Source organism: Actinospica robiniae DSM 44927, assembly GCF_000504285.1.
GTDB classification, from domain to species: domain Bacteria; phylum Actinomycetota; class Actinomycetes; order Streptomycetales; family Catenulisporaceae; genus Actinospica; species Actinospica robiniae.
This window is the reverse complement of record NZ_KI632511.1, coordinates 1,834,309-1,848,481: the sequence shown is the minus strand read 5'-3', so window position 1 is coordinate 1,848,481 and position 14,173 is coordinate 1,834,309. Positions and strand designations below refer to the sequence as shown.

The 14,173-nt window shown below is 68.0% G+C and carries 9 protein-coding genes; 5 read left to right on the top strand and 4 right to left on the bottom strand.

From position 1 onward, the window contains the following. Positions 1-94 precede the first annotated feature (94 nt). From ACTRO_RS07950 to ACTRO_RS07940, 3 genes are all read left to right on the top strand, one after another. Positions 95-2,089 carry an alpha-L-fucosidase gene (locus tag ACTRO_RS07950; protein WP_034262418.1) on the top strand — a complete coding sequence of 665 codons (1,995 nt, stop codon included), beginning with the start codon at positions 95-97 and terminating at the stop codon, positions 2,087-2,089. 86 nt (positions 2,090-2,175) lie between these two features. Further along, positions 2,176-3,624 carry an arabinofuranosidase catalytic domain-containing protein gene (locus ACTRO_RS07945; RefSeq protein WP_034273700.1) on the top strand — a complete coding sequence of 483 codons (1,449 nt, stop codon included), beginning with the start codon at positions 2,176-2,178 and terminating at the stop codon, positions 3,622-3,624. A gap of 123 nt (positions 3,625-3,747) precedes the next feature. Continuing rightward, a complete protein-coding gene (locus ACTRO_RS07940) occupies positions 3,748-4,509 on the top strand; it encodes a FadR/GntR family transcriptional regulator (RefSeq protein ID WP_084316073.1) in 762 nt (253 codons plus the stop codon). Position 4,510: 1 nt separating this feature from the next. Here ACTRO_RS07940 and ACTRO_RS07935 read toward each other — a convergent pair whose 3' ends face one another. Beyond that, the gene (locus ACTRO_RS07935; RefSeq protein ID WP_034273696.1) at positions 4,511-6,016 is read right to left on the bottom strand and encodes a glycoside hydrolase family 62 protein; all 1,506 of its coding nucleotides are present in this window, start codon (positions 6,014-6,016) and stop codon (positions 4,511-4,513) included. Between the two features lie 578 nt (positions 6,017-6,594). Here ACTRO_RS07935 and ACTRO_RS07930 point away from each other — a divergent pair. Further along, entirely contained in the window at positions 6,595-7,629 is a 1,035-nt protein-coding gene (locus ACTRO_RS07930; protein WP_034262416.1) for a LacI family DNA-binding transcriptional regulator, read from the top strand. An 81-nt stretch (positions 7,630-7,710) separates the two neighbouring features. On the opposite strand, the gene ACTRO_RS07925 is transcribed toward ACTRO_RS07930, so the two are convergent. Further along, positions 7,711-9,252: an endo-1,4-beta-xylanase gene (locus ACTRO_RS07925; RefSeq protein WP_063627941.1), complete on the bottom strand. Its 1,542-nt coding sequence runs from the start codon at positions 9,250-9,252 to the stop codon at positions 7,711-7,713. 543 nt (positions 9,253-9,795) lie between these two features. After that, positions 9,796-11,244 (bottom strand): arabinofuranosidase catalytic domain-containing protein, encoded by a 1,449-nt coding sequence (locus ACTRO_RS07920; protein ID WP_034273690.1) that lies wholly within the window; start codon positions 11,242-11,244, stop codon positions 9,796-9,798. A 519-nt stretch (positions 11,245-11,763) separates the two neighbouring features. On the opposite strand from ACTRO_RS07920, the gene ACTRO_RS07915 reads away from it, so the two are divergent. Beyond that, positions 11,764-13,071, top strand: a complete 1,308-nt coding sequence (locus tag ACTRO_RS07915) for a glycoside hydrolase family 10 protein (RefSeq protein WP_084316071.1) — start codon at positions 11,764-11,766, stop codon at positions 13,069-13,071. A 44-nt stretch (positions 13,072-13,115) separates the two neighbouring features. On the opposite strand, the gene ACTRO_RS07910 is transcribed toward ACTRO_RS07915, so the two are convergent. Then, positions 13,116-14,144: a substrate-binding domain-containing protein gene (locus tag ACTRO_RS07910; protein WP_051450493.1), complete on the bottom strand. Its 1,029-nt coding sequence runs from the start codon at positions 14,142-14,144 to the stop codon at positions 13,116-13,118. Between the last annotated feature and the right edge of the window lie 29 nt (positions 14,145-14,173).

The following is a 14,173-nucleotide window of genomic DNA, read 5'->3' as shown; positions in this document are numbered from 1 at the left end:
GAGCGTCAGACCGGCGCGAGCTTGTGAGCGCTAACGAGCCGAGGGCGGCCGGCTGCTGCGCCGCCAACTCATTCCGTCTGCTGAAGGGCATCACATGTCTTCGCTCTCCGCCTTCGAGATCACTCGGCGCAGGCTGCTGACGACGATCGGGGCCGCTGGTGCGGCGGGCCTTCTCGGCGTCGATGTCGCGGGCGCCACCAGCGGGCCGTCGAGTTACACCGCTTCGTGGGCTTCGGTCGATCAGCACCCGCCGGCGCCGGAGTGGTTCCAGGACGCGAAGTTCGGGATCTACTTCCACTGGGGTGTGTTCAGCGTTCCCGCGTACGGGGACGAGTGGTACCCGCGGCGGATGTACATCTCCGGGGACGCGTGCAACACCCACCACATCGCGACCTACGGGGATCCGTCGGTGTGGCCGTATAACGACTTCATCGACGGCGGGTACGACAAGTCCGGCAACTTCGTGCAGTTCGCGCCGAAGCTCGCCTCGGCGGGCGGCGCGTTCGATCCGAACGCGTGGGCTCAGCTGTTCAAGAGCGCCGGTGCGAAGTTCGCGGGGCCGGTGGCCGAGCACCACGACGGGTACTCGATGTGGAACAGCCAGGTCAACGAGTGGAACTCGGTCGGGCGGGGTCCGCATCTGGATCTGGTGGGCCTGCACGCTCAGGCTATCCGCGCGCAGGGGTTGAAGTTCATCACGACCTTCCATACCGCGTACCACTTCAACGGCTACTACGACCACGTGCCGGCGCAGTCGAGCGCCACGCTGCAGAAGCTCTACGGGCAGCTCGGTACGGCTGCGGAGAACCAGCTCTGGTACAACAAGCTCGTCGAGGTGATCAACGGCTACCAGCCGGACCTGATCTACCACGACTTCGATCTGAACCTGGTCGAGGAGAGCTACCGGCTGCAGTTCCTCTCCTACTACTTCAACCAGGCGGTCGCCTGGAACAAGGACGTCCTGACGACGTACAAGGACGGGTTCGACAGCCTGGGCGAGGTCTACGACTACGAGCGTGGAGGGCCGGGCGGGCTGCTGACGCCCTACTGGGAGACCGACGACAGCATCTCCGGCTCCACTTGGTGCTATGTCACCGGTATCGGCTATTACACGACCCAGCAGCTGCTGCATTCGATGATCGACCGGATCAGCAAGGGCGGCACGATGCTGCTCAACATCGCGCCGATGGCGAGCGGCACGATCCCCTCCGCGCAGCAGTCCGTGCTGCTGGGGATCGGCGACTATCTCGGCCGTTTCGGCGAGTCGATCTACGCGACCCGGGCGTGGACGGCGTATGGCGAGGGGCCCACGCAGATGGGTGGCGGCGCGTTCACCGGGGATGTCGCGGGCACGGCGAAGGACATCCGCTTCACGCGCAGCAAGGACGGCACGGTGCTGTATGCCACCGCGCTCGGCTGGCAGGGGAGCACGATGACGATCGCGACGCTGAACTCGAACCAGTTCAGTCTGAGCAATCTCGTCTCGGCGCAGCTTCTCGGCAACACGGCGGGCAGCTACACGAATCTGCCCAAGCCCACTCAGGACGCCTCGGGCCTGCACCTCGCCATGCCCGCTTCCACGGCGCCGTTCAGTGCCCTGGCGTATGTCGTCAAGCTGACCTTCTCCGGGCAGATTCCGACGCTGGGCACGGGCGGCAGCGGCAGTGGCATACCGACCGGCTGGACGAAGATTGCGAACGCCACCAGCGGGCTCGTGCTCGATAGCGGCGGCAGCGTCGCGTCGGGGTCCAACCTCAAGCAGTGGTCCTATAACGGCAGCCCGAACCTGCAGTGGCAGTTCGTGAGTCTGGGCGGCGGTTACTACCGCATCGTCAACAACACCAACGGCATGGTCGCCGACAGCTGGGGTGACACCGCCAACGGTGCGCCCGCGCGCCAGGCCGCGTGGAACGGCGGCAACAACCAGCAGTGGAGCCTGACCAGCGTCGGCAACGGCCGGTACCAGATCGTCAACCGCGGGTCCGGCACGGCTCTGGACGGCGCGGGCAGCACCACGACCGGTTCGACGGCAGAGCTGTGGGCGCCGAACGGCAGCACCAACAACGAATGGACCATCACCGGGGTCTGAAGATCACACGGCTGCTGCCGGGCGCGCTCGCTCCTCCTCCGGGCGTGCCCGGCAGTTCTTGCTTCGAGACAGAACAGGACGTTTTCGTGAGTCTTCTGCGTCATCGTTCGTGGCTGGCCGGCGGCAGCGCCGCCGTGCTGGCCGCCGCCGGGTTGACCCTGGCCTCGACCACCACCGCCCAGGCCGCCGCCGGCTGCCAGGTCTCCTATACCGTCAGCAGCCAGTGGCAAGGCGGCTTCGGCGCGAACGTCACCATCACCAACCTCGGCAGCCCGATCAGCGCGTGGAGCCTGGGCTGGTCCTTCACCACCGGCCAGGCCATCACCCAACTCTGGAACGGCAGCTACACCCAGACCGGCACGAACGTCACCGTCACCAACGCCTCCTACGACGGCGCGATCCCCACCAACGGCACCACCACGTTCGGGTTCAACGGCTCCTGGACCACCGCGAACCCCGCCCCGGCCCAGTTCACCCTCAACGGCACCACCTGCACCGGCGCGGTCACCGCCACCAGCGCTAGCGCCAGTGCTTCCGCGAGCGCGTCCGCTTCCGCGTCGCCGACGGGAACGGCCAGTTCGTCGAAGCTGCCGTGCGACATCTACGCGGCCGGGGGCACCCCGTGCGTCGCGGCCCACAGCACCGTGCGTGCGCTTTACGCCGCGTATTCCGGCTCGCTCTACCAGGTGCGGCGCTCCTCGGACAACACGACGAAGGACATCGGAGTCCTGGCTACCGGGGGATACGCGAACGCAGCGGCCCAGGACGCGTTCTGCGCGAACACGAGCTGCGTGATCACGATCGTCTACGACCAGTCCGGACACGGCAACAACATGACGTATCAGGGCTCTGGCGGAGCCGGCGGCGAGGACACGGCGGCGACCGCCACCACCGAGTCGCTGAGCGCCGGCGGCCACAAGGCCTACTCGCTCTACATCAAGCCCGGCAACAGCTACTGGCACAACGGTTCATCCTCCGGCATACCCACCGGCAGCAGTCCGCAGGGCATTTACATGGTCACCTCGGGCACGCACGTCAACAGCGGCTGCTGCTTCGACTACGGCAACAGCGAAACCGACCGCAGCGCCGACGGCGCCGGCGCGATGGACGCGATCTACTTCGGCACCAGCTGCTGGTTCGGCGGCTGCTCCGGGACCGGGCCGTGGGTCCAGGCGGACCTCGAGTACGGGCTCTTCCCCGGCGGCAGCTCCTCCTGGAACCCGGGCCAGCGCGCGTTCACCAGCAAGTTCGTCACCGCGATGCTGAAGAACAACGGGAGCACCCAGATGGCGCTGAAGGGCGCGAACGCGCAGTCCGGCACGCTGAGCACCCTGTGGAACGGATCACTCCCGCCGGGATACGACCCGATGAAGCAGCAGGGCGCGATCATCCTCGGCAGCGGCGGCGACTGCTGCGCCCGCAACACCAACCAGAGCCAGGGCACGTTCTACGAAGGCGCCATCGTCGCCGGCTACCCCTCGGACGCAACCGACAGCGCCATCCAAGCGAGCATCGTGGCCGCCGGATACCAATAGGCCCCCGCCCACAGGGTCGCGCCACGTGGTCGCGCCGCGCCTGGTTCCTGTCTCCGCCTCTATATTACCGGCAGCGTGCTGTTACGCTGCCGCAGCGAGGCGTCCCTGAGTGAGGTGCGACAGATGTCGTTGACCGACAAGGCCATCGAGCATATCCGGGAACTGATCCTGTCCGGCCAGTTGCCTCCCGGGTCCCGCCTGCCTTCCGAACCGGGGCTCGCCGCCCAGCTGGGGATCTCCAGGAACCTGATGCGCGAGGCGGTCAAGTCGCTGGTGATGGCGCGGGTGCTGGAGATCCGCCGCGGCGCGGGGACCTACGTCACCAGTCTCGAGCCCGGGGTGCTGCTCGAAGGGCTCGGCTCCGCGGTCGAGCTCCTGCAGGGCGACACTCTGCTGGAGATGATCGAGGCCCGGCGGCTGTTCGAGCCGGTGGCCACCGGGTTGGCGGCCACCAGGATCTCGGCGGACGCGTTGGAGGTGGTCGCCGGCCACCTCGCCGCCATGCGCGCGGCCCACGACGACGTGGAGCTCCTGAACCGGCACGACGCGGCCTTCCACCGCGCCGTGGTGGCCGCCACCGGCAACGAGACGCTCGCCAGCCTGATGGACGGGATCGCCGGCCGGACCGTGCGTGCGCGGGTGTGGCGCGGGATGATCGACGGAAATGCGGCACAGGGCACCCTGAACGAGCACCAGGCGATTTACGACGCGCTGGCGGCCGGTGATGCCGCTCTTGCTCAGGCGACGGCGTTGATGCATGTGAACACGACGGAGACGTGGCTCAGGAGACATCTCGCGGATGTCGCCGCGGCCGTCCCGGATGTGCTGGACGACCGCGGCGACGACGCCGAGCCCCTTGCGGACGAGGACCCGGTCTTGTCCTGAATCAGCAGGCCGGGTTCGTTCCGGTGGCCAGGCCGATCCGCCAGGGCAGCAGGTTGTAGCTCTGGGTCGAGCCGGGAGCCACGCCCTGGTACAGGTACTGGAGGTGACAGGGGTCGATCGTGGGCGTCTGGTTGTAGGTGGTGCGGATCGCCTCACCGCTGCTGAAGTCCTGGGTCCACACCGGGGTGCCGGACGGGAAGGTGACGTCGGAGGCGCCCATGAACGGGTTGGACTGGGTCGCGGCCAGTGGGGTCCAGGTCCCGGTGAGGCTGTTCGAGGTCCAGGAGTGGAAGAGCCGGTGCCCGTCGGTGCCGATCGCCTCGACGATGAGCAGGTAGGTGTTCGATCCGGCGACCTGGTAGACGTTGTCGGCTTCGAACATGTCGTTCTTGTTGCTGTCCGAGGCTGCGATGACGGTGTTCGAGCCGTTGCCGAAGCCGCTCGGGAACTGGGCGAGCGAGCTGGTCGAGCGGTAGATGTGGCCGTTGTCGTCGGCGGAGAAGAGGTAGCAGTTGGCGGTGTCGCAGATGACCCAGCTGTCGACCCAGTAGCCGCTGCCGATGTTCTGGCTGATGATCGAGGGCATGCCGTTGCTGTAGAAGTTGTGCGTCGCGCTCCAGCCGGACGGGTTGGTGATGTCGGGGTTGGTCGAGTATCCGATGTTGCTGCCGGTCTGGTACGTCAGGTACCACAGCTTCTGCGGGGCGAAGTAGAACAGCATGGGTGCGGTCTTGTACCCGCCGCCGATCGGGGTGGTGTCCAGGTAGGTGACGGGCGCGGAGGCGGCCTGGGACCAGTCGGTGAAGTTGATGGTCGCCATGCCGTAGTTCCCGCTCGCGTCCACGGTCGACATGTAGACGTACCAGCGGCCGTTGTAGGAGACGACCGACGGGTCCTTCACGGCAATGATGTTGTGCGTGGAGTCGGACTTGGGGCTGATCAGGATGTTGCTCGAACTCCACTTGAAGCTGCTCGGCAAGCTCCCGCCCGTTCCGCCGCCGGTCGATGACGGCGTGGGCGAGGCACTGGGGGAGGCGCTCGCGCTCGGTGACGCGGTGGTGGGCGTGGCGCTGGGGGTGCTGCTGGCGACCGAGCCGGTGCAGACTGTGCCGTTGAGGGTGAACTGGGCCGGGGCGGGGTTCGCGGTGGTCCAGGAGCCGTTGAACCCGAACGTGGTGGTGCCGTTGGTGGGGATCGCGCCGTCGTAGGAGGCGTTGGTGACGGTGACGTTCGTGCCGGTCTGGGTGTAGCTGCCGTTCCAGAGTTGGGTGATGGCCTGGCCGGTGGTGAAGGACCAGCCCAGGCTCCACGCGCTGATCGGGCTGCCGAGGTTGGTGATGGTGACGTTCGCGCCGAAGCCGCCTTGCCACTGGCTGCTGACGGTGTAGGAGACCTGGCAGCCGGCGGCGGCTTGGGCGGTGGTGGTCGAGGCCAGGGTCAACCCGGCGGCGGCCAGCACGGCGGCGCTGCCGCCGGCCAGCCACGAACGATGACGCAGAAGACTCACGGTGCACACTCCGAGGAGGGATGCTGTATCTGTTAGCGTTAACATGAGATGTCGAGCAGAAAAGGGCCGATGTGGGTGATGGGATGATTCTGACGAGATGGTGAGGTGTCGCCAGTTAAAACTGCCAAGCTGTGTGGGCGTGGGCAAGGTGTCTGCGGCGACCCGCGCGGCGCGGCGTGCTCGGTCGGTATCCGGAATCCCTTGCCAGCTGGGGGTGGAGGCGGCTGCCGATAAGCCCCTTCGGACGGAAATCCGATAGGGGATAGTGAAAATTTCATAAGTGTGCTTCGATAGTTCCGCGGCGTTCGCGAACAGCCATCCCATCACTGGGCGCTTGCGGGGCCGGAAGAGACATCAGAGCGCTGGACGGTGCCGGGGAGCCCGCGCTACAACATCACGGATGCGGCCGGGGCTCGTGCCGCATCACCACCGCACTGCGATTCGCGCATTCCCTTCGCGAGGAAGGCACTTCGACCATGGCTTCGCCCGAATCAGCGCCCTTGTCCGTCCAGAACGGGTTCACCGCCCGTCCGCGGCCTGCCGCGGCCGGCGGAGGACCGGACGGACGGGCCCCGCGGATGGCGGACGTGGCGCGCTTCGCAGGCGTCTCGCACCAGACCGTCTCCAGGGTGCTCAACGACCACCCGAACGTGAAGCCGGCCACGCGCGATCGCGTGCTCGAGGTCATCAAGGAAATGGGATATCGGCCGAACGTGGCCGCGCGTGCGCTCGTCACCAGGAAGTCCCGGACCCTAGGCGTCGTCGCCTTCAACACCACGCTCTACGGGCCGGCCTCGATGTTGTACGGGATCGAACAGGCCGCCAAGGATCTCGACTACTTCGTCATGGTCGCCGCGCTCTCGTCGTTGGACCGGCGAGCGGTGCTCGACGCCGTGGACCGTCTCCGCGACCAGGCTGTGGAAGGCCTGATTGTGATAGCGCCTCAGGCGAGCGCCGTGCGCGCGCTCGGCCAGGTGCCCTCTGGCATCCCGTTGGTCGCGGTCGGCTGCGGTACCCATGCCGGGGTGGCCTCGGCGGCCGTCGACAACGAAGCCGGTGCCGCGCAGGCCACCTCGTTCCTTCTCGACCTGGGGCACCGCACCGTCCACCACGTCGCCGGTCCGCGGCTGTGGCTTGAGGCGCAGGAGCGTGAAGCCGGGTGGCGCCGGGCCCTTCTCGAGCGCGGCGCCCCGGTCGTCGAGCCGATGTACGGAGGCGACTGGTCCGCCCGCTCGGGCTTCGCGCTCGGCCGTGAAATGGTGCAGCGGGTCTATGACGAGGCCGATCCGATCACCGCCGTCTTCTGCGCCAACGACCATGCCGCGCTCGGGCTCGTCCGCGCGTTCCAGCAGGCCGGCGTGCGCGTGCCGGAGGACGTGAGCGTGGTCGGGTTCGACGACATCCCCGAGGCGGAGTTCATCGGCCCGCCTCTCACCACCGTCCGGCAGCACTTCGACGAGCTCGGTCGGCACGCGCTGTCGACGCTCATGGAACTCGTGCGTGGCGAAGCGGGCCAGGGCGGGCGGCCGTCGCCGACGACCGCGCCGAGATTGACGGTCGCACCGGGCCTGGTCGTTCGGGCGTCGACGGCTCCGCCGCGTTCGCGGGGGTAAGAGGCGCACCGAAGTGCCGCACCGCCGTTGTGCGGTGCGGCACTCGTGCTCGCGCAGACGCGCGGCCGGTTCTGTGCCTGATCAGCCGGTGGTGCAGGATGCGCCGTTGAGCGCGAAGTTCGTCGGGACCGGGTTGGAGCTGTTGTTCCAGGCTCCGTTGAAGCCGAAGGTGGTGTTGCCGCCGGTGGCGAGCGAACCGTTGTAGGAGACGTTCTTGACGGTGACGTTCGCGCCGGACTGGGTGTAGCTGCCGTTCCACAGCTGGGTGATCGTCTGGCCGGCGCCGAAGGACCAGGTCAGGGTCCAGCTGCTGATCGGGCTGCCGAGGTTGGTGACGATGATGTTGGCGCCGAAGCCGCCTCCCCACTGGCTGGAGATGCTGTAGCTGACCTTGCAGCTGGATCCGCCACCGGTGGGCGAGCTCGACGGGCTGGCCGAGGGCGACTTCGACGGGCTGCTTGAGGGCGACGCGGACGGGCTCGCGGACGGGGAGCTGGACGGGCTGGAGGACGGTGAGGCCGAGGGGGAGTTGCTCGGCTGGACGCCGCCGCCGTTCAGGGCGTTGAGCACGGAGGTGTACGAGGCTTTGGGCTGCCAGTTGCTGTCGAACAGCGTGGCGGCGCCGTAGCCGGAGAACGTGCCGGGGACCCAGGAGTCGGCGTCACTGATGTTCCACTGGGTGACGCCGGGGCAGTGTGCGTTGGCCAGGCAGACCTTGACGATGTTCGCGTCGTCAGTGGCCTGCTGGGTGAGGTTGGCGCTGCTGGCCGGGGTGGGCATGCGGTCGTCGAGCTCTGTGATCGCGACGTCCAGGCCGAGCGCGGTGAAGCGGGCCATGTTCGAGGCCAGGGTGGAGGGGACCTGTCCGACGATGAAGTGGCTCTCGAACCCGATGCCGCTCAGCGGCACGCCCGCCTGGAGCAGTTGCTGGGCGAGGGTGTACATGGCGTTGGCCTTCGCGCCGGAGCCCTCGATGTTGTAGTCGTTGATGTAGAGCTTCGCGTTCGGGTCGGCCGCGTGCGCGGTGTTGATCGCGTCGGCGATGTACTGCTCGCCGCCGCCGAAGGCGTTGTAGAACACGTCCTGCCGGTAGGTGCCGTCGTCGTTGAAGGGCTCGTTGACCACGTCCCAGGCGTAGATCTTGCCCTTGTAGTGGCTGACCTCGGCGGTGATGTGCGCTTCCATCGCGGCTTTGACCTGGCTGGTCGGCAGGCTGGTGACCCAGGAGGGCAGCTGGTTCTCCCAGACCAGGTTGTGTCCGCGCACCTTTTCGTTGTGCGAGGTCGCGAAGTTGACGATCGCGTCACCCGGTCCGAAGTTGTACGAGCCGTTGGACGGCTCGATGGTGTCCCACTTCATCTCGTTCTCGGGGGTCACCATGTTGAACTGGGTGCCGGCGAGGTTGGCGGCGGAGGAGTTGCTCAGGTCGCTCTGGCCCACCGAGACGCCGAAGTACCGCCCGCTGGTCGCGGCGGCCCCGCCGAGCGTGGTCGCCGCGGAGGCGCTGCCGGCCATCACGACGACGGCGCCGGTGGTCATGGCGACGACGGCCACCGTCGCGGCGGCGAGGCGAGCGCGCAGCCGGCGGCTGCTCGAAGATCTGATATCGCTGTCGATACCCATGGGTGTTCACCTTTCTCGTCCGCGCAGCGCGGACGAAGACGGCTGAGATGCGAGGCCCGGGGCCTTCGCGTCGTGGAGTGTGTCAAAGGCTGGCCGAAACCTCAACGACTGACTCTCGAAACTTTCGACCAGGCCGCCGGGCGAAGCGGCATCGTGGCGCATCAGGCCGGTGGGATGTCCTGATGGACCGACCAGGGCGCGCCGTCGAGTGGCCGGGACGAGGGGGCTGCGGACCTGAAAATTTCACTGCCCGCGGCTTGAAAGCAGCACGCGGCTGAGGCCTTGCTATGACAGCCTCCTGAGCTGCCGTTTCCGGTGCGGGTGCGCCCATCCGCCGTCGCACTCGACATGTGCGGCTCTTAAGCTTTCGGCGCGGTCTTGGCGGCTTCATCCATCGACGCGGTCCGCGCCCGAGCCGGCACATCCCATCTCGGCGCGCCGCGGGCGGGAACCACGGCGTAGGGGAGTGGACACCTCCTGCCGCCCCGACACCGGGTGACGGGACGGCAGGAGGTGACTGTCTGCTGCTGAGCCTTCAGAACGTCAGCTCAGCGACCACTTCTGGTTGGATCCGCCCGAGCAGCTGTAGAGCTGAATGAGCGTGCCGTCGGCGGTCCCGGCGCCCACCACGTCCAGGCAGAGGCCTGACTGAACGCCGGTGATGGAGCCGTTGGAGTTGATGTTCCACTGCTGGTTGGTCTGGCCGTTGCAGGGCCAGATGATCACCTTGGTGCCGTTCGTCGTACCGTTGCCGTTGGCATCGAGGCAGTCGGTTGTGCCGTTGTTCGTGACGGTCAGCTGACCGGAGGCGGTGTGGGTCCAGACCTGCGGGGCCCCGCCCCAGCAGTCGTAGATCTGCTGCTGGGTGCCGCCGGTCGTGCTGCCGTTGGGGTCGTCCAGGCACTTGCCCGCGCCGACGGCGTGGATCTCCCCGGACGTCCCGCCACCGCCGGTGCCACCGCCGGTGCTGCCGGAGCCGTAGCCGGCCGCGACGATGTTGGCCTGGACTGAGGCTTCGGTGGTGGCGGAGGCGTAGCCGGTGGTCATGACGCCTTCGTAGAAGGTGCCGTCGACGCCGTCGCTGTTGTCGCCGCCGATGCCGAGGATGATCGCGCCCTGCTTCTTCATCGGGTTGTAGCCCGAGACGTTGGGCCGCGCGCCGCTGTAGTCGGTGGCGAGGGTGCCGGACTGGGCGTTGCCGCCGAGGATGGCCCACTGGTTGGCGCCGCCCTCGATCATCGCGGTGGTGTAGCGGTAGCTGGTCGTCGGGTCGTTGGCGTTGTATCCGGCGTTGCGGCCGGAGTACAGGCCGTTCTCCATGTCGGCCATGATCCACGGGCCGTTGCCGGCGCCGTAGCCCCAGACCTTGATGCTGCCGAAGTAGATGGCTTCCATGGTGCCGTTGCCGTCGTCGTTGTTGTTCGTCTCGGCGTTGCCGTAGTCGAAGCAGCAGCCGCCGTTGTAGTCCTGGCCGTCGAGGACCGCGTACTCGGACTCGGGGTTATCGCCGGTGGCGATGCCGTTGGTGGCGTCGTCGCGGTAGCCGGTGCCCGGGACGATCGCGACGCCGTAGGCCTCGTGGCCGCCCAGGGTGGTGGGTGCGGCGTTGGCCACCGCGAGCTTGTCCGGTCCGGGCTGTGCGCCGCCGGCCGGGGCGTCGGTGAGGTTGTTGCCGCGCCCGGACTGGTCGTAGATCTCGGTGATCACGCACGAGGTGCCCGCGCAGAACGAGTCCTGCGCCGCGGCGTTCGCGTAGCCGCCGGCCGAGGTGACGCCGATGTTCAGCGTCGTATTGTCCGACGAACGCCGCACCTGGTACAGGTTCCCGCTGTACGCGGCGTACAGGGCCCGGGTGGTGGAGTGGGCGGCCACGCACGGAGTGCCGCCCGCCGCGTAGATGTCACACGGACCCTGCGACGCCGCCTGCGCGGTGCCGGCCGTGATCGCGTAGCCGGTCAGCGCCGCCGCGGCGAGCGCCGTGGCAGCGGACATCCGGCCGAGCGTGCGGAGCCGGCCCGGCGGCCGCGTGCGCTCGCTGCGGGTGCGGGCGAGGTGGAGCGGAAGTGGTCTCACCGGTTGCCTTCCTGGTAGATCGGGCACAGTGATTGTTAGCGTTAACAACTCGGCTTCGCGGGTGGGCCGGAAACCGAGGAAGACCCCGGGGGTGTTGCGAGGGGAGACGGTGCACCCGGCGGGCGGGGGTTGTCAAGAGAGACGGACGCAACCGGTTCGACGCTCCGCCAAGTGTGCAGGGAAACGCGAGGTGAGCCCATGAGTCCTCATGAAACTTACATGAGGGCTTGACGTCCGTGTGTCGGGCGAGTTTCCTGCTTCCCACAGCCCGGGTCAGGGGCCGCATGCCGGGCGGTCCCGCAGTGCCGGTGCTGCATCGTTCGGCGCCCAGCGCGCCGAGTCATCCCGTCACACGCCCCTTTCGCGGCGCCTCGACGCCATAGCGCGGTGGGCGGGTGAGCCGTATCCCACAGGTGACTCACCTGGGAAGGAACCCACATGTCTTTCCTCAGATCACTGACCCGTTCACGCGGCGGGCCGCGCGCCCTCGCGGCGCTCGCCACCGCCGTGGCCGCCGCCTCCGCCGACGGCGGGCGGTACTTCGGTACCGAGCTGACCGGCAACATGGTCGACAACTCGACCATCACGAATCTGGCCGCCACCCAGTTCGACATGGTCACCCCCGGCAACGAGATGAAGTGGGACGCCACCGAGCCCTCGAACGGGTCGTACAACTTCAGCGGGGGCGACGCGATCGTCTCCTTCGCGTCCTCGCACGGCATGCAGGTTCGGGGGCACAACCTGGTGTGGCAGAACCAGCTGCCCTCGTGGGTCTCGAGCCTGCCGACCAATCAGATCCAGGGCGCCATGGAGTCCCACATCACCACCGAGGTGAGCCACTTCAAGGCCAAGGTCTATTCGTGGGATGTGGTGAACGAGCCGTTCAACGGCGACGGCTCGCTCGTCTCGGATCCGTTCTACAAGGCGATGGGCTCGGGCTACATCGCCGACGCCCTGCGCACCGCGCACGCCGCGGACCCCAACGCCAAGCTGTACCTGAACGACTACAGCATCGAAGGCGAGAACGCGAAGAGCAACGCGATGTACTCGCTCGCCCAGTCGCTGCTCTCGCAGGGCGTGCCGCTGAACGGAATCGGCTTCGAGAGCCACTTCATCGTCGGCCAGATCCCCTCCGACATGCAGGCGAACATGCAGCGCTTTGCCAACCTCGGCCTGGACGTGGCCGTGACCGAGCTCGACGACCGGATCCAGACGCCGGCATCGAGCGCGAACCTTCAGCAGCAGGCGACGGATTACGCCACCGTCGTCCGCGACTGCCTGGCCGTCTCCGGCTGCGTGGGCGTCTCGCAGTGGGGCGTGGGCGACGCCGACTCATGGATCCCGGGCACCTTCTCCGGGTGGGGAGCGGCGACGATGTACGACAGCAACTACCAGCCCAAGCCCGCGTGCACCTCGACTCTGGCCGCTCTCGGCGGCGGTGGCGGATCCTCCTCGAGCTCGCCGCCTCCCGGTGGCGGTACGAGTGGTGCGTTGCACGCGGTGGGTGCCGGCAAGTGCCTGGACGACCCGAACTCGACCACCACCGGCGGCACCCAGCAGCAGATCTACGACTGCAACGGCCAAGCCAACCAGCACTGGACCCACACCTCCTCCGGACAACTCACCCTCACCGTCAACGGCACCACCGACTGCCTCGACGCCAACGACAACGGCACCACCAACGGCACCAAAGCCATCATCTGGGCCTGCAACGGCCAGACCAACCAGCAGTGGACCCTCAGCTGACCGCTGTTGCCACGCTCGGGCGAATCCGGAGTACCTGCGCCAGTTCAGAAGGCGCAGGTACTCCCGCGCTCGATCAGCTGGGTTTGCAACTCGACCCGGGGTACCTGAAGCTGCTCGCCGTCGATCAGGCGCAGCAGCATCCGGGCGGCCTGCTCAGCCATCTCGCGCACGGGCTGGCGGACGGTGGTCAGCCCCGGGCTGAGCCAGCGCGCCTCGGGGAGGTCGTCGAACCCGACGACGCTCAGATCACCCGGGACCCGCAGTTCCCGTTCGGCGGCCGCGTCGAAGACGCCGAGCGCCATCCGGTCGGAGCAGGCGAAGATCGCGGTCGGCCGGTCCGGCTGGTCGAGCAGCACCCGTGCGGCCTCGGCCGCTCCGCTGCGTCGCCAGTCGCCGTAACCCACATCGAGCGTGTCGCCGGCGAAGCCGTGGGCGATGAGCGCGGAGCGGAATCCGTCGACCCGGGCCTGGCTGTACTGGTGGCGCGCTGTGCCTGCGATGACCGCGAAACGCTCGTGCCCCAGGGCGATCAAGTGTTCTGCGGCCTGCCGGCCGCCGGTCCAGTGGCTCGCGCCCACGGTCGGGATCGCGCCGGAGATCGGCTTGTGCGGGTCGAGGGCGACCACCTGGACGCCGGCGGCCCGCAGTCGGCGGTATTCGGCGGCGGTCGGGGCGACCAGCGCGAGCACCGCGCCCTTACTGCCGCGATCGATCAGGCGCTGGACCCAGTCGCGTTCCTCCGGCACGCCCTCGCGCGCGAGCACGACGACGACGTCGAGACCCGTCTCCGCCGCCGCGCCCTCGATCCCGGAGAGCATGACGTTCGCCCAGGTGCCTTCCACGGCCGAGACCACGAGGTCGAGCAGAGCGGTCAGCGCGGAAGCATTCACCGACGGGGCCGGGGTGTAACCGGCCAGCCGAAGCTGCTCGGCGACGGTCTCGCGCACCGACGGCGACACGTCGCTGCGCCCGTTGAGCACCTTCGAGACCACCGGCACCGGCACGCCCGCGGCTCGGGCGATCTGGGTCAGCGTCGGCGATCCGGGAGGTCTGCGCCATGCGCGCTGCGTCATGCCGCGAGTATGCGGCGCACTGCATTTGT